Source organism: Alienimonas chondri, assembly GCF_013036045.1.
Taxonomy (GTDB): domain Bacteria; phylum Planctomycetota; class Planctomycetia; order Planctomycetales; family Planctomycetaceae; genus Alienimonas; species Alienimonas chondri.
Genome location: NZ_WTPX01000044.1, coordinates 1 through 23,206, shown reverse-complemented (window position 1 = coordinate 23,206; position 23,206 = coordinate 1). Strand labels below are relative to the sequence as shown.

Annotated in this window: 17 protein-coding genes and 1 pseudogene; 4 read left to right on the top strand and 14 right to left on the bottom strand. The window is 69.0% G+C overall.

The genetic code is table 11. The features are described from left to right. Window positions 1-28: 28 nt before the first annotated feature. The 3 genes and pseudogenes from LzC2_RS08625 (at window position 29) to LzC2_RS08610 (ending at window position 2,745) form a co-directional block, all read left to right on the top strand. The gene (locus LzC2_RS08625; protein WP_171185876.1) at window positions 29-835 is read left to right on the top strand and encodes a creatininase family protein; all 807 of its coding nucleotides are present in this window, start codon (window positions 29-31) and stop codon (window positions 833-835) included. Further along, window positions 832-1,812: pseudogene (locus LzC2_RS08620) on the top strand (YwqG family protein). The gene LzC2_RS08625 and the pseudogene LzC2_RS08620 overlap by 4 nt, the downstream one beginning before the upstream one ends. 567 nt (window positions 1,813-2,379) lie before the next feature. Beyond that, window positions 2,380-2,745: an HPF/RaiA family ribosome-associated protein gene (locus tag LzC2_RS08610; RefSeq protein WP_171185870.1), complete on the top strand. Its 366-nt coding sequence runs from the start codon at window positions 2,380-2,382 to the stop codon at window positions 2,743-2,745. Window positions 2,746-2,825: 80 nt separating this feature from the next. Here LzC2_RS08610 and LzC2_RS08605 read toward each other — a convergent pair whose 3' ends face one another. The 10 genes from LzC2_RS08605 to LzC2_RS08560 all read right to left on the bottom strand — a co-directional run bounded on the left by LzC2_RS08605 (window position 2,826) and on the right by LzC2_RS08560 (window position 10,889). After that, window positions 2,826-3,218 (bottom strand): hypothetical protein, encoded by a 393-nt coding sequence (locus tag LzC2_RS08605; protein WP_171185868.1) that lies wholly within the window; start codon window positions 3,216-3,218, stop codon window positions 2,826-2,828. Next, window positions 3,215-3,538 (bottom strand): VOC family protein, encoded by a 324-nt coding sequence (locus LzC2_RS08600; protein WP_171185865.1) that lies wholly within the window; start codon window positions 3,536-3,538, stop codon window positions 3,215-3,217. Before LzC2_RS08600 ends, LzC2_RS08605 begins: the two co-directional genes overlap by 4 nt. Window positions 3,539-3,639: 101 nt before the next feature. Beyond that, window positions 3,640-4,806 carry a metallophosphoesterase gene (locus LzC2_RS22195; protein ID WP_171185863.1) on the bottom strand — a complete coding sequence of 389 codons (1,167 nt, stop codon included), beginning with the start codon at window positions 4,804-4,806 and terminating at the stop codon, window positions 3,640-3,642. A gap of 53 nt (window positions 4,807-4,859) precedes the next feature. Continuing rightward, window positions 4,860-5,816, bottom strand: a complete 957-nt coding sequence (locus LzC2_RS08590) for a peroxiredoxin-like family protein (protein ID WP_171185861.1) — start codon at window positions 5,814-5,816, stop codon at window positions 4,860-4,862. A 22-nt stretch (window positions 5,817-5,838) separates the two neighbouring features. Continuing rightward, entirely contained in the window at window positions 5,839-6,591 is a 753-nt protein-coding gene (locus tag LzC2_RS08585) for a DUF429 domain-containing protein (protein WP_171185859.1), read from the bottom strand. Then, on the bottom strand, window positions 6,588-7,742 hold the full coding sequence (locus tag LzC2_RS08580; protein WP_171185857.1) for a right-handed parallel beta-helix repeat-containing protein: 1,155 nt from the start codon (window positions 7,740-7,742) through the stop codon (window positions 6,588-6,590). The genes LzC2_RS08585 and LzC2_RS08580 overlap by 4 nt, the downstream gene beginning before the upstream one ends. 55 nt (window positions 7,743-7,797) lie before the next feature. Then, window positions 7,798-8,496, bottom strand: coding sequence for a hypothetical protein (locus LzC2_RS08575; protein ID WP_171185855.1), 699 nt, complete (start codon window positions 8,494-8,496; stop codon window positions 7,798-7,800). Between the two features lie 124 nt (window positions 8,497-8,620). Continuing rightward, window positions 8,621-9,658, bottom strand: coding sequence for a sigma-70 family RNA polymerase sigma factor (locus LzC2_RS22805; protein ID WP_171185853.1), 1,038 nt, complete (start codon window positions 9,656-9,658; stop codon window positions 8,621-8,623). 287 nt (window positions 9,659-9,945) lie between these two features. After that, window positions 9,946-10,377, bottom strand: coding sequence for a hypothetical protein (locus tag LzC2_RS08565; RefSeq protein ID WP_171185851.1), 432 nt, complete (start codon window positions 10,375-10,377; stop codon window positions 9,946-9,948). A 95-nt stretch (window positions 10,378-10,472) separates the two neighbouring features. Continuing rightward, window positions 10,473-10,889: a DUF3467 domain-containing protein gene (locus tag LzC2_RS08560; RefSeq protein WP_246254870.1), complete on the bottom strand. Its 417-nt coding sequence runs from the start codon at window positions 10,887-10,889 to the stop codon at window positions 10,473-10,475. Window positions 10,890-11,098: 209 nt separating this feature from the next. Here LzC2_RS08560 and rpsT point away from each other — a divergent pair, with 209 nt between their 5' ends. Next, window positions 11,099-11,368, top strand: a complete 270-nt coding sequence (gene rpsT / locus LzC2_RS08555; protein ID WP_171185849.1) for a 30S ribosomal protein S20 — start codon at window positions 11,099-11,101, stop codon at window positions 11,366-11,368. Window positions 11,369-11,643: 275 nt separating this feature from the next. On the opposite strand, the gene LzC2_RS08550 is transcribed toward rpsT, so the two are convergent. From LzC2_RS08550 to LzC2_RS08535, 4 genes are all read right to left on the bottom strand, one after another. Beyond that, a complete protein-coding gene (locus tag LzC2_RS08550; RefSeq protein WP_171185847.1) occupies window positions 11,644-12,795 on the bottom strand; it encodes a DUF1559 family PulG-like putative transporter in 1,152 nt (383 codons plus the stop codon). Window positions 12,796-12,933: 138 nt separating this feature from the next. Continuing rightward, window positions 12,934-19,149 (bottom strand): hypothetical protein, encoded by a 6,216-nt coding sequence (locus LzC2_RS08545; RefSeq protein WP_171185845.1) that lies wholly within the window; start codon window positions 19,147-19,149, stop codon window positions 12,934-12,936. Between the two features lie 83 nt (window positions 19,150-19,232). Then, window positions 19,233-21,599, bottom strand: a complete 2,367-nt coding sequence (locus tag LzC2_RS08540; protein ID WP_171185843.1) for a prepilin-type N-terminal cleavage/methylation domain-containing protein — start codon at window positions 21,597-21,599, stop codon at window positions 19,233-19,235. A gap of 4 nt (window positions 21,600-21,603) precedes the next feature. After that, on the bottom strand, window positions 21,604-23,121 hold the full coding sequence (locus tag LzC2_RS08535; RefSeq protein WP_171185841.1) for a type IV pilus modification PilV family protein: 1,518 nt from the start codon (window positions 23,119-23,121) through the stop codon (window positions 21,604-21,606). Window positions 23,122-23,206 lie beyond the last annotated feature (85 nt).

The following is a 23,206-nucleotide window of genomic DNA, read 5'->3' as shown; positions in this document are numbered from 1 at the left end:
TCCGCCCTCCCCCTTCCGCCTTCTCAATATGTCCCCCTGGCGCCTGTCCGAACTGACGTATCAAGAGACCCGCCGGAGTTCCGAGACGGAGCCGTTCTCGCTCGCCGTGCTGCCGTGGGGGGCGACGGAGCCGCACAACCTCCACCTGCCGCACGGGACCGATAATTATCAGGTCGAAGCCCTCGCCGATCGAGCCTGCGCCCTCGCTCACGGGAAAGGGGCGAAGGTCGTGTTGTTGCCCGGCGTGCCGTTCGGGACGCAGACCAATATGAAACGTTGTCCGCTGGCGTTGAATATGCACCCCAGCACGCAGCTCGCGGTGCTGCGAGACCTGTGCGGGTCTTTGAACGACGCGGGCGTCGAACGGTTATTAATCGTCAACGGCCACGGCGGGAACAATCTGAAGTTCGCCCTGCGGGAGCTGATGGAACAAACCCCGGTGCACCTGTTCCTGTGCGACTGGTTCGGCGCCGCCGCGGACGGGGCGCGGGAAGACCTCGACCTCGCCCCCGGCTCGCACGCCGACGACACGGAGACATCGCTGATGCTGCACCTGCGCCCGGACCTGGTGGTGCGGAACGAGGACGGCTCCCTGCGAGCCGACGCCGGGGCGACGCGCCCCTTGGGAATTAAATCCCTCCGCGAGGGCGTGGTGCAGATGAGCCGTCGCTGGGACCTGCTGACCACCGCCACCGGCGACGGCGACCCGCACCCCGCGACCGCGGAGAAGGGCAAGCGCCTGTTCCAGATGGTCAGCGACCGCCTCGCCGAAGCGATCTACGAACTCGCCACGGCCCCGGCGACCGAGGCCTTTCCCTTTGAAGAGATCACATGACCGCCTCCCCGACGCCGCGGCCGCCCATGCCTCCGCACTTCGATCGCACGCTGGAGGAACTGGGCCTGACCAAGTTCGCATCGCTGTTTGAAGCCGCGGCCCTGCCGGCGGTCGCGTTCGACCTCAGCCCGGTCGGCGAGGGCACGCCCCCGGATCTCGGCGCCAGCAAGCTCGGCGGGACGCCGGACCTGCCGGCGGGGTTCGAATGGCCGATCAACACCGATCCGGACGGCAAGAATCGACCGCTGGACTTTCTACTGCAAATCGACCTCGCCGCCGTCCGACCCGCGGCCGAAGCCGCGGGCGTCGCCGAGTCGCTCCCGTCGGACGGGCTGCTCTCCTTCTTCTACGATCTGGCCGAACAACCGTGGGGCTACGACCCGGCGGCGTTGAACGGGTTTCATGTCGCCTATACGCCGGCCGGCGTTCCGTTGACGCCGACGTTCCGTCCGCCATGCGAAGACGACGAGGACCAATCGCTCATCCTCTGCCGCCTGACCTTCCGCCCGACGGTCACTTTTCCCCACCAGCGATCCCGGGCACGGGAGCGACTGGACGAGCAGCTCGAAGCGACCGGCACGCTGACGGAGGAGGACGACGACGGCCTGTGGGAGGCGTCCGCCCGATTGGAGCACCCCGCGGGCAAGGCGGACGATGTGGGCGCCCATCATTTGCTGGGGCACTCGTGGAACGTCCAGGGCGATATGCAGCTCGAGGCCCAATTAGTCTCGCACGGCCTCTATACCGGCGACGAGAGCGGCTATGAGGACCCGCGGGCCGAAGCGTTGGAGCAGGGAGCCGATGACTAGGTGTTGCTGCTTCAACTCGCCTCCGACTTCGGCGACGACAGCGACCCCGCCGATCAAGGCTTCGAGATGATGTGGGGCGACCTGGGGATGCTGTACTGGTGGATTCGTCGCGAAGACCTCGCCGCCCGCCGCTTCGACCGCGTCTGGATGACGTTGCAGTGCGGCTGACGTCCGCCGCTGCCTCGGCCGATTGCCGGGCGACCGGGCCAATGGCCGAACAGGACCAGCTTCCAGGCGCCGCCGCCGGTCCCGCTTCCGCTCGGCCTCGTCTTCCGGGGCGCTCCGCTCGGACGGCTGCCGGGGAAACGTCTTGATCCTTCGCGGACAGCAGGTAGAGTGATCTTGAAGATTCGCCCGCCGGGCGGGTCGAAAGTAGAGCGAGCGTTCCTCACCGACTACGGGAGAGACGATGCGACTCCGTTTATTTGTTCCGCGTCGACCATCGACGCCGGCCCCGCCTCCGGGCGGCAGCCCTTCTCTCTCCCCCGCCCGACCCGGGCGACTCCGACGGTGACCCCGTCATGGTCCCCGACGGCGTTCCCCGTTCCGATCGATACGTGATCGGAAAGGAAGGGCGTCGCCGGCCGGTTGACGCTGCGCCGTGCGAATCGGCGCCCTGCCGATCCGGCGGGCGCTGTGATCCGTCGCGTCCCGACGAGCGTTCCGTACGTCCCCGCCGCCGACTTGGCAGCGGGCGTTCCCCACTGTTTCGCTTCCTGATTTTGGAGCCGTCTGATGCGGACTGAAGTCTCCCTGCACCATCTCCCGCGGACCCCGCAACTGCGGGCCGTCGTGAGTCACCTCGAACAGAAGGCGGACCGCCTGCTCGGCCGATTCGGCCGCGGCGTGAGATCGGCGGAGGTCACCGTGCGCGGCGGGGAATCCAGCCACGGCCCCCACGAGAACGACCTTGCCTGCACCGTGCGGGTCGCGCTGGCGAGGGGGAAGGAAGTCGTGGTGAAGGCGACCGGCGCCACCCCCGCCGCCGCCGCCGCCGAGGCGCTCGCCCGCGCCCGCCGGACCGTGGCGAAGCGACTCGATGCGATGACCAGCCACAGCAACCCCGAGAACCGCGCCACCCTCCGCCGCGCCGCGGCGTAGCGAGGCCGTTTGCAGAGAGCTGAAAAGATTCGAACCAACGCCGGCGGGGACGGTCCCCGCCGGCGTTCTCCGTGCGCTGTTCAGTCGTAGCGGTGCGTCTGCACGACGGTCTCGTCTTCGTCCAGGCTCACGACCCAGGTGACGCGGCCGATTCCGGCGTCGAGACTGCGGCGCCACTCGTGCGTCACGACCGGCGCCGGCGTCCCCCGCGGCGGCTCTACGTAGAGCGCCGTGAACCGTGGCGGTTCGTAGCGCTCGAACCCCGCATCGGACAGCGGCCCGGCGATCTCCGCTTCGGTCATGCCGGCCCGCACGGCGTTCATCGCGTCATCGCCGACGGCGACCTGACCGCGAACCCAGATTCCCCAGCAGAACAATCCGGCCACGCCCAGCGCCGATGCGGCGACGGTCGCGAGAATCGCCCGCGTGCCCCAGCGCCGAATCGCGCGTTCGGTGGACGGAGCGAGCTTCAAATGTCAATGCCCTTGGTGCTCAGCAGTTCGACCGCGTTGCCGTGGGGGTCGGAGAGGTACAGGCTCTCGGTGCCGTCGCGGTGCGGTTTGAGTTCGCCGAAGCTCGCCGCCTCCGGATGCACGAAGCCGAGGTGCGGCGGATGCTGGCCCGGCGTAACCAGCGCCAGGGAGACGTTCGCGAACTTCAGCAGCGCCCAGGAATCGTCCTGGTAGGCGATCTCGCAGGTGAAGTGTTCGCGATACCACTCGACGGTGGTTTCGATGTCCTTCGCCTCCACGGCGACATGGTGCAAACGATCGAGGGGCGGGGCGGCGGGCATCGGGGAGGCGGGCGTAAGGGAGCGAATAGCGGGGACAGTCTACCCGCTTCGCCGTCGCCGACAGGCGGCGCGTCCGCGTGCGACGACGGAAGAGCAGGTTCTCAACGCTCGAACCGCACCCGATCCAGCGTCTCGCCAGCGAGGCTCTTCAGTTCCGCCGTCATCGCCCCGCCGCGGGCGATGCGGAGCAACACGTACCCGTCCTCGCCCGCGAGAAACTTGCTTTGCGGGTCCGGGTAGCGGTCGCCGCGACCGTTCAGGGAGGTGTTCAAGAACGTTGTCGAATCAGGCGGATCGGCCCGCTCGGCGAAATGCCCGAAGCCGGAAATCACGCAGGTTTCGTCGGCCAAGGCTCTTCCCCAGCGCCCGCCGGCCAAGCCCCGGACGGTCGCGTTGCGTTCATTATAAACCGTCACCCGAAACGGCGTGTCGCCTGTCGGGCGGTTCTCGTACCAGGTCAGTTGCTCGGAGTCCGCACCGAACGCATGACAGGTCTGCCAAGTGGCGCCGAAATCGGAGGTGTGATTGAGATCCGCCGCCGTCAGTCGCAGCCCGAACGCCGGCAGGTGCAGGCTCCAGCGCCATTCCGGCTCGCTGGGCAGGGTGAAGAAGGAACGCCAGGCGGCGGCGTCGACGTCGTAGACCGGATCGGCCGGCGGACTCGGACCGCGTTCGCGGATCTGCCGGTCATGATTGCCCAGCGCCGGCAGATACGGCACGGACCGGAACAGTTCCGGGTAGGCGTCGACCAGCTCGGCAAACGGCGTCGTGCAATCGACCACGCCCGGCCCGCAGCGGGTGAACAGATCGCCGATCTGATCGCCCGCGCAGAGCAACAGATGCGGGTCGTCCTTTCGCAACGCCGCGAGATCCGGCCGCCCTTGCCAGTTCGCCACGCAGGCGATGCGAAGTTCGTCCGTCGACACGCTCGGCAGCGGCGCCGGTTGGGACCAGTCGTCGCCGTCGCCGACGCGATACTCGCCCGCCCGACCGGCGGGGATCTCGACGACGTGACTCCGCCGCGCGCCCTCGACCCGGACGACTTCACTGGGCGCCGGCTCGCCGAGCGTTCCCTCCGCCCCGAATCGTACCGCGGAGGCGGTCGGCCGGTCCGTCTCCCATCGCACGACCAGTCGCCCCGGCCCCGCCGGCCCAATTCCCAATCGAATCGCGGAGATCACTGCCGGGGTCGCCGGCGTCTCCTGGGGTGCGGGGGGATCGCCGGCCGGCGGGCCGCACAACAAAACGAGGCAGAGGAGCGACGGCACGGCGGATCTCGGAGTGGGGCGAACGCACTCCAAGTCTACAAGCGGCGGCGCGCTCAGATGCTGCTCGCCAGCGTGAGCAGGTCCGGGGCGTCGGCGGCGTTGCGGGCGATATGCGCGGCGAGCACGCCCTCTTTTGAGAGCACGAACGCCCCGCCCATCTGAAACCCGTCGCCCTCCATCGGTCCGACGCCGTGCCGCAGGAACGGCGCCAGCCCCTTCGCCCAGACGACGGGGGAGAATAATTCTCGCGCATCGCCGCGGCCCAGGCCCAGCGCCCGATAGAGGAAGCGATCCGGGTCGCTATAGCAGGGCAGATCGTCCAGCCCGTCGCGGGCGAGCGCCGCGGCGGCCTCCGCCGGTTCGCTCATGGTGAGGATCGCCGGCGTGACGCCGGCCGCTTCGAGATCCGCCCGCTTCGCGGCTAGATCGGCCAGTTCCGCCCGACAGAAAGTGCACCCCGCATGGCGCACGGCGAGCAACAGCACGGGACCGACGGCCAGCCGTTCCGACAGCGGCTCCCCCTGCTGATCGAGCGTCACCTCCGCCGCCTCGGCCAGCGGCAGCAGCTCCGCTTCCCCGACTTCGGCGTCCTGTCCATAGGCGTGCCGATCGAACGCGCGATACAGGATGACGGCAAACGGAACCCACCAGATCAGATCGTTCGTGAGGTTATGCCCCCCCATCGCCCACGGCAGTTCGCCCCGCACGGCGCCGATCAAGAAGCCGATCGGCCCGAAGACTTTGCCCAGCAGCCCCACCAGCACGATCGGCCAGTGCCGCAGCGGATCGCGAGCCGCGCAGAGATACCCCACGCCGTAGACGCCCACGATCATCCCCACGCACCGCCAGAACGCCGGGTTCCCCACCTCCACCCCGGTCCAGCCGATCGTCCACCCGACCGGCAAGAACACGACCGCGGCGCCCCACAGCAGATTATAAACGCCCGCGGCGATGAGAACCGGCCGCATCCACGGCGAGACGGCGGGGCGGGGGACGTCGGGGGAGCGCATGGAGCGATCCTAGGCGCCGACCTCAAACCGTCGGCCCGAACCAGATCCAGCCCTCGCGCCGTAGCGTTTCGACATCGAGGTCGACCGGCGGGCGATGAACGCGACCGGCCACGAAGTCCCCCGCCGCGAGCACGCAGACCGCGGCGTCGAAGGCGTCGTCCGACGCAATCATCGACCCGCGATCGACCGGAAGCCGCGCCTCCTCCGCCAGTCGATCCAGCAGCGCGGTCCGCGCGGGGACCGCCGTCGCCCGCTCTTTGCTCTTATATCCCCGCGTCGGCAGGCCGCGCGACTTCAACGTCGCGGCGGGATAGACCTCGATCACGCCGGCGCCCGCCGGCGGGCCGGGTTCTAACAGCAGGGGGAGCCGCCGGTCTGCCCGCAGCGCTCCGACGATCGCCAGGGCGCAGGCCGCCGTGCGGGCGATGCGGTCGGCGCCGACGTCCAGCGACCGCTTGCCGATCGTGCGGTGGACGAAGTCGTCCGTAGCTCGACGGAACATCCGGTTCGCGACGTGCGGCAGCGGATCGCCGGCTGCATGCGTCGCCAGCGCGATCCCCATCGGCGCCGGCCAGCCCAGCGGAGCGTCGATCGCCAGCACGGCCGGCTGTCCTTCGGGCCGATCGTCCAGCCACCCCCGCAGCACGCCCGCCACGTCCTTCGCCCCGACGAGGGCCTCCTCCACCGAGACGGCGCCGCCGTCCCACGTCCCCCGGGCCAACCCCGCCTTCTTGGACTGCGTCGCGCAGTCGTAGCCGATCAGCGTGACGGTCATTCGTCAATCGCCGACGGCGGGGCGAGGCCGTATTCGCCGCCGGTCTCGGGGGCCGGCAGGCCGGTCAGGCGGCTGCGGGAGGGCTGGGCGAGGTTGCACCAGAGGTTGTCCTCGAAGCGAAACGTCTCCGCCGCCGTGCCGGGGCCGACGTTCACCAGCGTCCACACGCTGCTCGCCTCCCACAGAATCACGTTCCCCGCGATCACGCCGCCGCGGGTGTCGGACATGTGGTCGGCCCGGTTCTCCTTGAGAATACGGAAGGGGAACGACGTTTGGTTCCGCAGCGTGCAGCCCTCGACCCGACCGCCGTCGGAGCCGACGAACGCCACCGCCGCGGCTCCGCCGATGAGATCGCAGCCGCGAACCGTCACGTCGCTCGCCTCGAACGGGGCGTTCGGCGGACGAAAGAACGCCAGCCCGGTGGATCCGCCGAGGTTCACGCAGCGTTCCTTCACGCCGGTCACGCGGCAGTTCTCGAACAGCACGTCCCGACAACCGCCCTTCGCCTGCAAGCCCACCCACGGGCCGTAGGCGCCTTCGACCCACCCGCCGTCCACGACGCAGCGACGAATCGCGGCGTCGTGGCAGCCGACGAGATCGATCCCCTGTCCCCCGCCGCCCCAGCGGAGCGCGGTGCAGTCATGCATCCGCAGGCCGTCGACGCCGGACAGCTTGAACCCGTCGAGATTCTCCCGTCCGTCCCTCGGGCCGCCGCTGTCGCGAACCGTCACGCGGCGGAGCGTCAGCGGGCCGGCCGGAGCGTCCAGGTCGCCGCCGTCGTCCGCGTTCAAGCCGTTGCCGGAGGCTCCCTCGAAGATCAGATCGGTCAGCACCGCGTGCGACGGCCGGGTCAGCTTGATCCCGGACGTCCCGCCGACGAACACCGGCGGGTCGTTCGGATCGCTGCCGGCCAGCGTCACCGGGCGATCGGCCTCGCCGCGCGGGGACCAGCTCAGCCCGCCGCGGTACGTGCCGGGGGCCACCCGGATCACATCGCCCGGCCCGGCGGCCGTCATCGCGGCTCGCAGGGCGGCGTCGGAGTTCACCGTGACTTCCTCCGCCCGGGACTCTCCAGCGAATGGGGTCGCGGCGACCGTCAGCAGGGCGGCGGCGAGGGGACCGAACCGAATAAGCGACGAACCGACGAACATGGCGGGGGACTCCGAGCGAGGAACCCCGCGAGCATCCGCTGCGGACCGCGACGTCTCAACTTGCCGCGGGCTGTTCCGCCTCCGGCGTGGCGGGCGTCGCCGGCACGGGGACCGGCGGGCGCCAGGCCCAAACGACCCAGCCGATCAGCAGCGTGACGCCGAACGCGAACGTCAGGCTCGCCGCCATCTGACTGAACCAGTGGCCGCCGAGCACCGTCCGGCAACAGGCTCCCGCAACCAGCAGCGCCCCAGCGATCACGGTGGCGGCGAGCGACAGCCCCCGCGGCGGAACGCCCCAACGCGATCGCACGACCCGCGGCAGCAGCGCCGCGGCGCCGAAGGCGGCGCCGAACACCAACCCGAAGGTCGACGGCAGCCCGGACGACTCGCTGAACTTGGCGATCGGTACGTATTCCGCGATCGGCTTCGGCACGTAGATCGACGCCCGCAGCCCCTTGTCCGTCAGGTACACGATCAAAAAGGCGATCGGAACCGCGATCGCCCCCCGCCACCCGGCCTTCGCCCACGCCAGGGCGGCGCCGACGATCAAGGTGAACCAGACCAGCGGGGGTTTGGCCGTTCCGGTGAGGAACTCCGCCCATTCCGGCTCCGCCCCGAACGCCGATTGCAGGGCTTTCGTCACGCCCACGTCGCCCGGCAGCGGTCCCTGCGCGACCCACGACGCGACGCCCAGCGGCAGGGCGACCGCCCAGCACGCCAGTCCCGCGAGCAGCAAGCGTCGGGCGGGCGTCATCGGCGGGCGTGGTCATGGCGATCAAAGTCCGCAGTGTATCAGGCCGTCCTGAATCAATGCCGTAACGCCGAGGCTCCGCGGAGCCTCGGCGTTATGACGTTTCCTGAGTAAAGATCGACTCGATTCAGTCCGGGGCGACCAGCGAGGGGGCCTCGATCCGCATCTCCTCCGCGAGATCGCGCAGCTTACCGATCGCTCGGTTCTGCAACTGACGGACGCGCTCCTTGCAGATGCCCAGTTGTCCGGCGACGACCTGCAACGTCTGCACGCCTTCGCTTTCCTCCAAGCCGAAGCGGGCGGTGAGGATCAGGCGTTCCCGTTCGTCCAGCTCGCCGGCGGCTTTGGCCATCAGGCGCTGGAAGTCGCCGTACTGGCTTTCGTTGAGGTGCCGGTCTTCATGCATGTGGGGGCTTTCGGAGATGATCTCCCCGGTGCCCAGCACCATCCGGCTGTTCCGCCGGCCCCGCTGCTGGACCATCCGGTAATAGGCCCGGCGAATCGCGTGCGTGGCGTAGGTGCTGAACCGGAAGCCGCGGCCGTAATCGAACTTGGCGACGGCGTTCATCAACGCCACGTTCCCCTCGGAGACGAACTCGTCGAAGGAGACGTTCTGATCGGCGAACTTCCGGGCGATGCTCACCACCAGCCGCAGATTGCAGCGGGCGATGCGATTGCGGGTGATCTTCGCCTCAGCGAGCAGGAACTCGCACTCCGGCAGCTTCTTCTTACTGGGGCGATGCGGGGAGAGACCCTCCCGCAACCCGGCCGCCTTCCACTTCAGAAAGTTCATTTTGCGAAACAGCGCCGCCTCGTGCTTCGGCGTGAGCAGCGGCACCTCGTACAGCCCAGCGAGATAGTTCGGCAGCCCGGCGGGGCGGCGGGGCTTGCGGGCGACGGCGCCTTCCTCGATCAGCGGGGTGGCGAGGATCTCCTTCTGGATCCGGCGATCGACGAACTCCGGGTTGTCGATGAAGTCGCACTTCGCGTTCAGTACCGCCGCGGCCCGCGCCTGGCGACCGGCCAGCGATTCCGGATCGGGCGCCGCGGACGCCCGCTGTTCCCTGGGGAGCCGGTTGACCGGCGTCCGCTTGGGCCGGGGCGGCGTGGGTTGGGACGTGGGGGCCGGAGCGGAAGTCTTCGTCGCGGTACGGTCGGCAGGCACGGGGGCGGGTCCGTTCGGGGGAGAGCTGACGTCCGGGAGGCAGAACCCCGGAGAGAAGCCGCGGCCGACGCCTGCCGTCGCCGCAGGCGGGGACGGTCCCCCACGCAGCGAATTCACGGACGTCTGGTCGGTCCCGCGGCGAGCGACCGAACGCAAACGTTCAAATCGTTCAACGCGAGAAACGGACCTTACGCGGGGGGCGACACGCGCTCAATCCCTCCACCGGGAGTTACACCCGCGCGATGGGGTGAGGGTTTCCCCCGTTGCCTGTTGCAACGAGTATATCGTCAGCTCATCCGAGCCGCGAGCATGCACAGCGTCAACGCCCCTCGCGCCGACCACAGCGCCGTGCGAATCCAGTTCGTCGCGACCAATGCCGCATGGGCCGCGGGGGCGAAGCCGGCCGCCAGTTCCGAGTGGCGGGGCACCTGCAAGAAGTAGGTCGACAGCCAGATCCCCGCGGTCATCGCCGCTCCGGCATAGCACTGCCATGCCGGCACGCCTTCGGGAATGCGCCACGCCAGCCAACCGCTGACGGCCAATTCGACCAGCATCAGCGGCGCCACGATCCAGGTGATCCGCAGCGTGTGGCGCCGTTCGTACTCCGCGAAGCCCTCCGCCCCGACCCCGTCGAACAACGGGTAATGGACGATCTGCACCGTCCAGATCAACCCGACCAGCGGCAGGGTCGCCGCGGCTTGGATCAGCAGGGCGTTCACGGGGGAAATTCCAAGTTCAAGAAATCAAGAACCAAATGGACAACCTGATGTGGAATCTCCTCTTTGGTTCTTGATTTCTTGGTCTTGGAGCTGCGTCAGCTCTGCTGACCGACGACCCGCTTGCGCACGTCGACCTGCACTTCGCCGAAGGTCTGTTCGTGCTGGCGAAGGGCGACGTTCAACGCCCCCAGCAGCCGTTTGGCGGTGTAGGGGTTCATGACGATTCGCTGGGCGACCGTCACCTTGGCCGGGACGCCGCCGCCGGGATGCGGGTTGAGGCCGACGTCGAGGATGATCTCCTCCGGGCTGCGGGAGACGCGACAGAAGTTCGCGTAGCAAACGGCGGCGCCGCTGTCGTCGAACTGCACGTTGACCCGCTGTTGTTCGGGCGCCTCGCCGCCGCTCGCAGCTTCGGCTTCGGGGTCGGCGGGGAGATCGGCGTCGTTCTTGGCCATCGGGAGCGTCCGGTGCGGGAAGCGCCGCGTGAACCGCGGCAGGGGAGAGCCCGTCATACCGGCGGTGCGTCCCCACGACAACGCGGCACGCGACGGGCGGCCGTCGGGCCGCCGTCAGGACGCCGAGGGGCGGCTGCGTCGCGAGGCGGCGCCGCGTCGGACTGGATCGAATCGCCGCGCCCGCGTACTCTTCGCGATCCCCCGTTTCTGCGCGGCCCTCGAAGCGCTCGCGCCCGTTCCGTTTTCGCCCCCGTCGTTTCGCCCCGATGCCCAACTCTCCCAGCGCCAAGAAGGCCCTCCGTAAGAGCCAGAAGCGGCGGTTGGTGAACCGTGCGAACCGCAGCGCCCTGCGGACCGACCTGAAGAAGGCCCGGGTCGCGGTGGAAGAAAAGCCGACCGAATCCGCCGACGAGGTGAAGACCGCCATGCGGCACTTGGACATCTCCGCCGGGAAGGGCTTGATTCACAAGAACAAAGCCGCCCGCCTGAAGAGCCGGCTGGCCAAGAAGCTCAACGCCGCCGTCGCCGCCAACTGACGCGGTCTGCGGCCGAATCGGACCACGCCCGCCGCGGATTCGCGGCGGGCGTTCTCATGCGCGGGATGGGATTTCGTCCGGCATGGAGCCGCGACCGTCAGGGAGCGTCTCTCAACCGGTCCGCGTTGAGCCGTAGCGGCGGCTCGCTCTCAACCGTCGGCCGTCGCGAGAGACGCTCCCTGACGGTCGCGGCTCCCGTCTCTATTCTACGGCGCACAAAAAACGCCGCGGTCGGCGAACCGACCGCGGCGTGCTGATCTCCGCGACGGCGGGGATCAGTCGAAGTCCGAGGAGCTGACCGGATCCTGCAGCGGCATGCCGGCGCGGGCGGAGCCGTCACGCGGGTACGTCAACTCCGAGCCGCCGCTGGAGAGCAGGCGGAGATAGACGCTGGGGCTGATGCTGTCGGTGATCTTGGTGGCCCGGCCGTCGCAGAACCCGACGGTGATGGCGCCGCCGGTGTGCTCGGAGGCCGGCCGCGGACGGGCGATGCCGTCGTTGAACCGGGCGTTCGGCTTGCCCTTGTCCGGGAACGCCGTGCCGTACCCGGCAATGTTGCCGTCCGGGAACGCCACCCCCTCCGGGTCGCCGCCGTCGTCGGCGATCAAGCCGCCGAAGCCGAGCCGGAACGCGTTGTCGCCGTACCAGTTGGCGACCTGGTTGTTCTCGGAAATCCAGACGGTGTTCGTCGTGCCGTCCCAGTTGCCGATCTGATCCAGGGTCAACTGGGCCGTGCCGCCGCCGGCGACGTCTCCCCCGGGCGGGAGGTGCATGGCGCCGCTTTTCATATGAATGGGCTTCGGGTTAGCGACCGTGGTTCCGGCGACCGTCCAGATGTAAGAGTTGGGGTGGTGGCCGCCGGGGTTGTTGACGCTCGGCGAGACGCCGACGTCCGTCACCAGCGACGCCGCGATGTAACCCATGTTGGCGCGGTAGCTCAGGCCGAAGTCCGCGCTGTCGTTGTCGCTGTCGTCGGGGCAGATGTAGCTTTTGATCTGGCCGGTGCCGAGCACGTTTTGAAGTTCGGTCGAGCGAGCGGCGATCTCACCCGCGTCGCCCCCGTACAGTTCCTCAAGGCTGCCGATCGCCGTGTCCTGAGCGCCGGCGTCCATATACGGCAGGATCACCCGGGTCCACGTTTTATAAGGGATGGAACCGACGGCCCCCCCGCCGCTGTTCCGGAAGGCGCCGTCATAGACGTGGGGCACCTTGCCGCTGTCGCGGGTGGTTTTGTTCGTCAGGGCCAGGGTGATGTTCTTGACGTTGTTCTGGCACTCCAGCAGCCGGGCGGCGGCGCGGGCCTGCTGGACGGCGGGGGCCACCAGCGAGATCAGCACGGCGATGATGCTGATCACCACCAGGAGTTCGATCAGCGTGAAACCCCGTCGCGCCGCGGCGAGGGGTCGGCGGGGGCGGGGGATATTCATCGGGACAGCGCCTTGAGCGGACAGGGACAGGGGGTCGAACGGGGGAGAACCGAGAAGGGCGGAACGCCGCTGGATTCTATCGCAAACGGCGTGCCGTGAGGGGCGGTTCCCCCAGGCGACGCCGCTTCGCAGGGGAAACTACTGGATTCGCTGGCGGTGGATGATCAGATCCTGCCACGGGAACCGCACCCCGCCGGACAGCGGATCGCGAGCGAAACTGTAGGTGTTTTCGCCGGCGTTCCCCGTGGTGGGCAGGTGATCCGCACGCAGCAGGGCCGGCGCTTTGGAGCGATCGATCAGGAACACGCCGCGATAACGGGGGCTATCGCCGCGTTTCGCCCCGATCCGCGTGAATCGCTGTTCGGGGTCGGCGGCGGAGGGATTCACGTCGCCCAATCGCAGCTCGCGGGCCTGGAAGAAATCGACCTGCACGAAGCAGAGGAACACGTTGCTGCGATGTGTTGCAGAATTGAGCACCTTGTTCAGCAGGCGATACCGCGTGGTGAAGTCGAGGTCCGCCGGGTTGTTGCCGCCGTCGCCGGTTTGAGCGTTGACGTTCTCGGCGCCCACGCCGAAGAAGGCGCGGGGCAGGGCGCTGGTGCGGGTGTTGTTGCCGTTCAGGGGCGTCGACCCGGTCCCGATCCACGGCGCCGCCTGCGGACGCAGCCGCAGCGGGGTGGACTGCATCGCTTCGCGGAGACTCACCGCGGCGTCCGGCACGGCGCCGTCATCCAGCGACCGCGTCGGGTTGTGGTAGCCGGTGAACGGGTTGCCGTTCATCCCGCCGCCCTCGGCCATCCCCCGCAACGCGATGCCCGGGAGAACGGCGCGGGAGGCGCCGTCGCCCCACACGCCGGGAGTCACCAACGGATCGCGTCCGTCACGGGAGAGCAGCATCGCTCCGTACAGGTCGGAGTTGAAGGCGCCCAGCCCCACCGCGGCGGGGGTGAAAGTCGCATTTCGCATCGGCAGGGTCGTGCCCGGGTCATCATGTACGCGGGGGTCGTCGATCACCCCGGCCAGCACGTGCGGATGGCGGAGCGTGTTGAAGTTGATCCGCCCCGCCCGCCGGACCGAACCGACGGAGAAGGCACCGTCGGTGCCCAGCCGGGCGGTCGGGCCGATCTGCACGGTCTCCGCGGCGGCGTCGATCATCTCCGAGGTCCGCCGCGGCGTGCCGACGTACTGCAACAGGCGATACCAGCTGTTGAGATGCTCCGTTCCGGCCGCGCCGATCAGCGGATCCTGCCACGATTTCCGGGCGACGTCCGGGTACAGCAACCGCGACCCGACGACGTTGAACTCGTTCAGGATCGCGTCGTTCCCGGCGCCGACCGTCTGCGTGGCGTCCTGCGGGGTGGGGTCGAAGCCCAGGCCGATCTGGCGATCGTTCTGCGTCGAAAGACTGGCGAACTCTTGGAACGCCGTCTTCTTGATGTCCGACATCCCGGACCCGAAGGCGCGGTCGTTCGTAGCGGTCAGGCCCGCGAGCGACTCGGAGTCGTACAGCGGCACGCCGATCAGGTCGGCGGGGCCGGCGAACTCCCGGTCGAAGTGCGGCTGCCACAGGGAGAACGGCCGCTGCTGGCCGGCGTGTCCGCCGGGGCTGTTGCGGTCATGTCCGCCGATCGAGTTGAAGATCACCGGACCGTAGCCCTCCGCCGTCGCGCGGTCGGACGTGTCCAGCAGGGAGCGTTCCGCGTTCGTGCGGCCGACGGCGGCCAGTTCGCTCGCCCGCAGCAGCGGTTCCATCCGGACGCGACTGGCGACCTTCGGCGTGGCGTTGGTCTGGTTGAGGATTTCGATCGGTCCCCCGACGGCGCCGCCGGCGACGAAGTGGCCGCCGAACGCGCCGTCGCCCCGCGTGACGCCGCCGTTATCGTCTTGGTCGAAGATGTCCAACCGCGTCGTGACGACGCGCGTGCGATCGACGGTGATCCACGGGTTGTCGCGGTCCTCGTCGGCGTAGTCCGCGGCCGTCGGATCGGATTCCTTGGGCGCCCGCAGCGGGTTCAACCGGGTTTGCAGCAGCACCTCGACCACGGGGGTTTGGTCCAGCCGCTCCGGTTTCACCGAAGGATCGACCCGACTGAAGAGGTCGTTCTGCCCGGCGACGCCCGGGTTGGCCCGCAGCGTTGCGGTCAGATCGTTGTTCAGGTGTTGCATCCAGAACGTCGGATCGTTCGCGTCCGGCCCCGTGACCAACGTGTCCAGAATCTGGGCGTCGTTCGCCGGGAGCGTGTCCCGCAGCACCTCGCCGTTCGCGGGGTCGTTGTCAGTCTGCCGGGCGTTGGTGGCGAACGGCTGGGGCGCGAGCGTGATCCAGGACGCGTTGCCGACCGCGCCGACGGACGCCTTCGTCTGGGACAGGTTCACCCGCATGCGGCTGCGGGCGGCCGCCGTATTGAAGAGCGGACTGCCGTCGATATAGCCGTCGTTGGCGTTGGCGATCGTGTAATAGGGACGGGCGGCGGTCAGTTTGCCGGCCCGCGGGATGATCGCCCGCGCCTGCATCCCGCTTTGCCCCAGAGCCCCGGCGTCTTCGCGGAACTGCCGCGTGTCCCGGGGGTCGCGGACGATGATGCGGTAGTTCTCGCCGGGTTCGTCGGTGACCGGGTGCTCCGCGAAGTTCAGTTCGCCCGGCCCGGTGTAGGCCAATTCGAGGAACAGGAAGTCCTGCGGACCGCCGGTCGCGACGCCGGAGTCGTCCCATTCGGTCAACACATGATTGACCTGGTTGCCGCGGTCGCTGGCGTCCGCCTGATTGAAGTTCTCCTCCGCCCAGGTGATGTTCGCGAGCGCCTCGGAGATCGCCACTTCCTGCCGTTCGACGCCCACGACCATCCCGCGGCCGGCCGCGGTCGGGCCGGGCGGGTTCGCGTAGCCGTCGTCGTAGTAGGTGTAGCCGTTGCTGAGATCCTTGTCGTACACGAACAGCGTGCGGACCGGGTCCGGGTCCATCGCGTCCACGACGTTCACGGCCAACTGGGCCATCTCGCGGAGCTGCTCCTCGCTGTAGATCGCGTGGCCGGCGTTGTCGCCGGTGTAATCCAGCGTCGCGTTCGTCGGGTTCACCCCGCCGACCGTATACAGCAGCACATAAATGTCGCGGGCGAGGTTCTGACGGTCCCGCCGCGCGTGCCACTCCTGGGCCCGCAGGGCCTGCTGCCCGTTGATGTTGCTGAAGTCCCACGTCAGCAGCCCCGTGCCGGGGGAGGCCAACGCCGCGGAGCGGAGCCCTTCGTCACTGATGCCGAATCGCGGGATGGAGCCGGTCGTGTTCTTATAGTTCGCCAGCGCCGGATGCCCCACGGGGCCGAGCACTTCGGTCGCCTCGAACGGCTGCGGGGTAGCCCCCGACGTTTGCGTCGGGTGCGGGGTGAGGGTCCGCAGCCGCAGTTCGCCCTGACCGTCGTCCGTCCCGTCGCCGTCCACGTCGATCGCGGCGGTGCGGTCGAACAGCGGGTCGGCGGGATTGGTGACGCGTTCGGCGACGGCGTTGAAGCTCAGCTTGCGGACCAGACCGCGAAGCACCCGTTTCTGGGCGGGGTTGTTGATCTCCACGTTGCGGGCGGCGTGGGCGAGAATCGCCCGCACCTCCGCCCGGAACGGGTCGTTCGCATCGCCGTAGGTGCCGCCGAACACGGGCGGGAACACCCGGGGGGGATTCGTCGCGGAGGGCACGTCCGCCGCCGTGAGCTGCGAGTTCTCCCAGTCCCGGTCGGTGGCGCCGGGGCTTTGGATCCCGGCGACCGGCGCTTCAAACCGCCCCGCGGACGTCGCCACGTCCCAGCTGACCGTCGTGAACCGCTGACGGATCAGCTCGTGCTTCGGCGCTTCCGCGAAGCTGACCGGCGCCAGTTCCAGCAGTCGGCTGCTGGTCTTGGCGATGCGGTAGTCGGCGTCCGACATGTGCAGCCGAGCCGTTTCCGCCGGGCCGAAGAGCGCGTCGGTGGTTTGCGACTGGGCGAGGTCGAAATCGCGGATCGTCTCCGCCGGGTCGTCGACCTGCAGCCGATTGAACTGCCGGACGGCGTTCAGCTGACCGGTCAACGCCCCGTACGACGACGGCGCCGTGTCGCCGGCCGTCAGCGGGGTTCCGTCCGCCACCGCCCCGGTCGCGCCGTTGCTCGGTTTCGCCAGCGAAGCGCCCGCGGCCCCGCGGCCGACCAACGGGGCCGTCGCCGTCCCCTGCTGCGGCGCCCCGGTCCCCGCGGCCAACGACAGGGCGTAGGCCGAGTTCGTGAAGGTGCGGCCCTCGAACAGGCCGGTGGTCGCGAACCAGTTCCGCATCACCTGAAACACGCCGACGTTCGAGAACCCGGCCGCGGGTCCGCCGCCGGCGGGGAACAGCGGCAGCACGGCGTTCATATAGGTGGGGAAGCGGAACCGGACGTTCCCGTCCTCCGCCTGCGTGCCCGCGGTATTGATCGCGGCGTTCGTATCGACCAGGAACAGCCGCCGCAGACCGCGGAAGGCGTCGGTGTCGAAGCCGCTGCCGCGGCGGTCCAGCGGGACGCCTTCGGCGAAGGCGACCATCTGCAAGCCGGCGCCGGCGTTGTAGCCCCGGGCGCCGCCGTACACCAGGCCCGGCAACGGCCGGCCCATCCCCTCGAGCGAATTATAATTATCGTCCCCGGCGCCGGCGACGTTCAGGGAGTTGGCGCTCAGCCCGGGGTAGGGGAAGTAGGCCGCGGCCTGCGGATCGCCGGCGATCACCAAGCCCGCCCCGTCTTCCAGGCGATCCGACTCGCCGTAACGGCCGACCAGCAGATCGTCCGGCACGCGGGCGCCGCTGCGGGGATCGGTCTTGAACGTCGCCCGGCCGTGCAGCAGGAACCACCATTCGAGGTTCCGGCTTTGATCCGGCCCGCCGGACCAGGCGGTGTCGAAGAACTCGCTGAAGGCTTGCACCTCGTCCGCGGTCGCCCCGCTGGTCGCCGTGTTGTGGCCGCTCAGCGCCCACCCCGGGTTCACTTCGTCGGGGGTGCGGCCCGGGCCGCTTTGAGAGATCGAGGGGACCGCCGTATTGCCGTTATAATGCGCCCCCTGCAACGTCAGGCTGTCGTCGACGCCGTTGGCGTCCGCGTCCGCGTACGAGCCGTAGCTGTTGCCGTGGGCGTTGAGGTTGAACAGCGCGTCCACGTCGATAATTTTCAACGCGAACATCGGCACGAACTGCCCGGCGCCGTCGCCGGCGTTCTGGATCGGGAAGTCGAGGTCCAGCCAGATGGCGTCGAACACGCCGTCATTGTCCGGGTCGGCGTCGTAGCTGTCGGCGTAGTGCGGAACCGCGGCGGCGTCGACGTCCCCGGTCGCGTCGCCGGCGAGTTTGGCGGCGGCGTCGCCCGCCCCGACGCGCCACATCGGCTCCCGATTCACGGACAGATCCAGCGGCGGAATATAGTTCGGGTCGTTGGTCGCCAAGCTGTCCGGGTACGCCTCCGTGACGAACCGCCGGGCGTAGTTTTCGTCCTGATAGAGAACGCTGTAGCTGGTGGAGTTCTCCGGATTCACCGCCACCGACCGCCGTTGCAGGTGCGGCCGCATCACGTACGGCAGCGTTTCCGCTCTGGTATACCAAGGGTGGACCGTGGTCCCGCCGACGTTGTCCCACTCGCCGGCGTCCGGGTCGAGGAGATAGTCGTTGTTCGCAAGACCGCTGGGCGGGATCCGGTTCCGCAGCAGTTGGGGGCGGTGGAACGAGGGGATCACCACCCGCAGGCCGGTCGTCGGTTCGATCCAGTCGTAGGCCAGGAAGGCGCTGTTGAGGTCCGGGTAGGTGAAGTCCGCGTCCGGGGTCGGCAGACGGCTCAGGGACGGGTCCGTCCGCATCACGGAATAGAAGTCCTGCACGGTCGTCAGGTCCGCAAGCGTGCCGAACTGCGAGCCGGCGGCGAAGGTCATTTGCAGGGCGAACTGGTCGCCCCCGTCGAGGTTTCCGTCGCGGTTCAGGTCCAGTTCCGGGCGATTGTTGACCGTGCTCCACGCCGTGCCCACGCCTTGGCCGTCGAAGGGCGTGAGGTCGCCGCCGACCATGTTCGGCATCAGCGATTTATAACCGCCGTACAAAATGCTGTTCCGGGCCTCGTCGGGCGGACCGACGATCACCTGCTCCAACGCCCAGTTGAAGAAGACGTCCGGATCCTTCTCCGCCGGCAGGTCGTGCGCCTTCGAGAAGTTATAGCTGCCCTGCTCTTCCTGCATCGTCAGGGTGAGGAACAGGAACCCCAGCAGCATCAACGCCCCCAGCAGGGCGATGACGACCACGATGACGGTCCCCCGGCGTTCGGCTCCCCCGCGGAAGGGAGGGGCCGGCCATACGAGGCGGGACGAGGTGCGGCGGACGTTCATGGGAGGTTCCCGATCGGGAGGGACGGGTTAGCCGTCCTCTTGAATGAGGACGGCTAACGGACGTGTATGTTGTATGAAGGGAATTAATCAGTGAGGGCGTGGCGGAAGGACTCTTCCCGCATCTGATCGCTCTGCACGTCGTAGTACCGGACGGTGATGCGGACGGCCCGCAGCGGCTTCTCGTCCCCGGTCCCCGGCGCCCCGTAGGCGTTCGGGTCGGGGAACAAGCGGGCCGGAAGCTCGGCGACGCCGTCCCCGTCGCTGTCGGCGTAGCCCTTGGCGTAGTAACCGCCGCCGGACCCGCCGCCGGGGGCGCTGTGCGTGGGCAGGGAATCGTCGAGGAAGCCGTCCGGGGCGGCGGCCAGCAGATCCTCGGTGGTGACGGGCGTGGTGGCGAAGTTCGCCCCGCCGTCGAGGTCCTCCGCCGTCACCAGCCCGATGCCGCTGAAAGTCAGATCCGGGTTGACGAAGTTCCCGCCGCTATCCCGCGTGGGAAAGCCGACGTTCCCGCCGAACGGGTTCCGCAGCGGCCGGTACGGCGGCGGATAGGGGCGTTCGATGCTGACGGCCGTGTCGCCCATCCCGTCGCCGGTCGTATCGGCGAAGCCGACGCCCATCAGCGTCATCCCCGGGTGCCAGGTATCGAACCGGTTGCCGAACGGGTGCGGGTCGCGGCCGGGCGTTCCGTCGTAGCTGATGTCGCCGGCGGTATCGCCCGTCACGTCCAACGCCGGGTCGCCCATCGGGGTCAGGGCGACGAGGCGATCCGCGTGATAGTCGCCGGCGACCTGAATGTCGTTCGTGACATCCCCGGTGAGATTGAAAATATCTTTCACAGTGACCGTGCGGCTGTGGCCGAGGTCCACGAAGTCGCCGATCGCGTCGTCGTAGACTTTGATATCGAAGCCGTGCACGTTGCTCAGCAGGATCTCTTCGCCCCGGCGATCGGTCGTCGCCGCGGCCGTGGCGACGTACGGTGCGATGTCGTTGGCGAAGATCGGCCCGCTTTTAAGCGGGTCGCTCGGATCGAAATCCGACGGATCGAACGGCCGACGCCCCGGGAGGTTGAACACTGCTTGGCTCTGCTCCTGAGCGGTGTACCGCCCGAGGAACGCCGTGCCCCAGTCCGCGCTCGTAATCCCTCCGCCCGCGAGGAAGCTCGAATCCGGTCCGAACGTGCGTCCGCGAAACTCCCGCGGGCGGCCGAACGGCTGCGTGCGACCGCCGGCGGCGGCGTTGAACGGATAGAACCCGGCGCCCTCCCGCAGATACGGGTTGCCGAGCGCATCCGGCCCGCGGTAGTCATCGAAGCCGTCGTCGTTGAAGTCGGCGGAGATCTCGTTCCCGCCCACCTCGTTCTCCAGACTCGCTTCGGAATGCAGTCGCGGCCCGTAACTGGAGGGCGCCGAGGACAGCGTTTGCGGGTGGCTGTAAGTCGCGTAGTCCATGTACCGGCCGAAGGCGGGTTGCCCGGCCGGCGGCCATTCGTTCGCGGAGCCGTCGGCGTCGGTGTCCCACAGGGCGTCGGGATCGGAGGTCGCCTCACGCACCAGCTTCCGAGCGCGGATGAGATTGCCGTTCCGCAGGAAGAAGGTGACGACTTCGTAGTTCGAGACGCCCACCGGGCTGGAGTTCGCCAGCGCCGTCGTGCCGATCGGCGTGCTGAAGAACGGCGAGCCGCCGTCCAGTCCCTCCTCGGCGCCGCTGGTGTTGAACACGTCGGTCGCCGGTTGATTCGCCAGCACCGTCCCGCCGGAGACCGAATAAAGCTGTCCGTCCGTATTCAGCACCGCGGCCCGGCCCAGCGCGGGGGAATACACGACGCCGCCGCGGCTCTTCAACGTCCGACGGTCGATCGTGAAGGTGATCACGTCGTCGCCGTCGTTCATCGGATCGTTCTCGCTGATCGAGAAGACCCCGCGGCGCCCTTCCAGGCTGCCTTTCACGACCTCCGCGGCCTGTGCGGGCGTGGTCCCGCCGTTCGTGGTGTAGACCGGCCCGATCGCCGAGGTGGCCTGCTGCTTCTCCCAGCCGATCGTGACCGTTTCCGGGTTGCCGTCGCCGTCGATGTCGACATTCGCCCGTTCCTCCGTGTAGTCGAACGTCCGACCGCGGAAGGGGGCGACGACGCGGAAGGTGCGGGCGGACAGGTCGTTGTCGATCCGCGTGGTCAGCAGCCGGGCCTTCTGATCGTTCGCCGCCATCCCCTTGCGGGTGGACACCGTCTCCGTCGCCAGGCCGAACACCTGCGCGAACAGCAGCATCATCAGCAGCACCAGCGTCGTCGCGATCAGCATCTCGATCAGCGTGAACCCCGCCCGGTTCGCCGTCGCCGCGAGGCGGCGCGTAGCCCGGCGGCGGGCGAAGCGATCGGCGGCGGGACGGCGGGCGGTCACGGTGCGGCGGCGGGTCGAAAGAAGCGAACGGGAGGGGGCGGAAGCGGCGCTCATGGGATCACGGGTTCAGCGTGTAGACGGACACCACGCCCCGCGGGAACGTGCCGAACAGCGACCCGGACTGCCCCGCCTCGTTGCGACGCGGCGTCTCCGAGGACAGCAAGAACTCCAGATAGCGCGGCGTCGTCATCGAGGAGCCGACAGTGGCGAATAACCGCTGGACGTTCGCCGGGGCATCGCCGCCCGGCGACGGGTCGCCGCCGCCTTCCAGCACGCGGCCGACCTGTAACCAGCTCAGTTCACCCATTTCCAGGAACCAGCTCCCGCCTTTGACCTGCGGGTTCCGCTGCGGCGGCGTGGCGCCCTCGTCCCAGAACAGGACGTAGGAGCCCGTCGCGCTGCGCAAGCAGCGCCAAACCGATTCGTCCTCCGCGCTCAGCGCCCGGTTGAAGAAGACCGCGACCTCGCCCGCTTCCCGGCCGGTGCCGCTCTTCCGGCAGGTCAACATCCAGCTGTAGCGCCGGTCCGGCCGTTCCAACCGCACCCGCAGCAACGCGGTGGCGCCGTCGGCGGTCAACGCGGTCGCGGCGAGGAAGTCGGTCCGCGGCAGAGCGAGGCGAATCGTCCGTCCCCCGGCCGGGACGACGTCGATCGTGCTCTGGTCCCGCAACTGCACCAGCGGGATCGCCGCGCTGCCGCTCTGGTTCGGCTCGAACAGCACCATCCGGGCGAGATCCGCTCCGGCGGGCGCCGGGTCGGTGTTATCCTGCGGGAAGAACTCTTCCAGCGATCCGTCCGCCGCGTCGCGGGCGTCGAAGGTCACTTCCAGATAGTCCGGGTCGCCGCCGCCGTCGCGGTAGGTGACGAGGGCGTCGGCGTCGATGTCCGTGCCGTAGTCGCCGGCCCGGCCGACGATGTTATAGGCCGTTTCGATCATCTGCCGTTGGACGGCGCCGTTGCCGCCCTCGGCGGCGGCGATCATCTCGTAGGGGTAAGGCCAGGCGAACCGCAACACGGTGTCGCCGCCCAGCACGGTGCCGAATTGATCCGTCGCCGCGGAGGTCGAGGTCGCGAACGCCCCGTAGAAGAACGGACTGGTGGCGGGGTTCCCGTCGTTCGCCAGCGCCGCGGCGCCCAGCGGATCGACGACGTACTTCCGCGGCACGTCCCCGTTGGCGACGTACGGCGTCGCGCCTCCGCTGGTCGATCCCCAGACGATGGAGTTGTCCGGGTAGTTCTTCAGTCCGGCGACCGGCCCGCACAGCGAGGCGCTGCCGTTGGCGTCCGGGTCGCGGAGCATCGCCCGGCTGTTCACGCCGGGGCTGGTGCCCTTGGGGAACTCGCCGATCGTCACGGCGCCGGTCGGCACCCCGCCGATGACCGTCGGCGCCGGGGCTTCCAGCGAGGGGCTGTTGCTGAACCGCACGGTCTCCTCGGCGTTCTCCTTGAGGATCGTGCCGGCCGTCAGTTGCGTGGCGCGGGCGCCGCGGAGCACCGCCAGCGGGAACAAGGTGGCGACGCTCGTCACCCCGATGCCCATCACCAGCAGGCTCATCAGCACCTCCGTCAACGTCACGCCAGCCCGCCCCCGGTTCGCAACGCTCCCCCGGGCGCCCCGCTTCGCCGTCGCCGTTAGGCGGCGCGCACCCCGGCGCACCTCC

Excerpts from the sequence above, each read along its gene's own strand:
- LzC2_RS08550 (WP_171185847.1), bottom strand. The coding sequence starts at position 12,795 with ATGAATATCCCCCGCCCCCGCCGACCCCTCGCCGCGGCGCGACGGGGT.
- LzC2_RS08545 (WP_171185845.1), bottom strand. The coding sequence starts at position 19,149 with ATGAACGTCCGCCGCACCTCGTCCCGCCTCGTATGGCCGGCCCCTCCC.
- LzC2_RS08585 (WP_171185859.1), bottom strand. The coding sequence starts at position 6,591 with ATGACCGTCACGCTGATCGGCTACGACTGCGCGACGCAGTCCAAGAAG.
- LzC2_RS08590 (WP_171185861.1), bottom strand. The coding sequence starts at position 5,816 with ATGCGCTCCCCCGACGTCCCCCGCCCCGCCGTCTCGCCGTGGATGCGG.
- LzC2_RS08600 (WP_171185865.1), bottom strand. The coding sequence starts at position 3,538 with ATGCCCGCCGCCCCGCCCCTCGATCGTTTGCACCATGTCGCCGTGGAG.
- LzC2_RS08625 (WP_171185876.1), top strand. The coding sequence starts at position 29 with ATGTCCCCCTGGCGCCTGTCCGAACTGACGTATCAAGAGACCCGCCGG.
- LzC2_RS08540 (WP_171185843.1), bottom strand. The coding sequence starts at position 21,599 with ATGAGCGCCGCTTCCGCCCCCTCCCGTTCGCTTCTTTCGACCCGCCGC.
- rpsT (WP_171185849.1), top strand. The coding sequence starts at position 11,099 with ATGCCCAACTCTCCCAGCGCCAAGAAGGCCCTCCGTAAGAGCCAGAAG.
- LzC2_RS08560 (WP_246254870.1), bottom strand. The coding sequence starts at position 10,889 with ATGACGGGCTCTCCCCTGCCGCGGTTCACGCGGCGCTTCCCGCACCGG.
- LzC2_RS08610 (WP_171185870.1), top strand. The coding sequence starts at position 2,380 with ATGCGGACTGAAGTCTCCCTGCACCATCTCCCGCGGACCCCGCAACTG.
- LzC2_RS08580 (WP_171185857.1), bottom strand. The coding sequence starts at position 7,742 with ATGTTCGTCGGTTCGTCGCTTATTCGGTTCGGTCCCCTCGCCGCCGCC.
- LzC2_RS08575 (WP_171185855.1), bottom strand. The coding sequence starts at position 8,496 with ATGACGCCCGCCCGACGCTTGCTGCTCGCGGGACTGGCGTGCTGGGCG.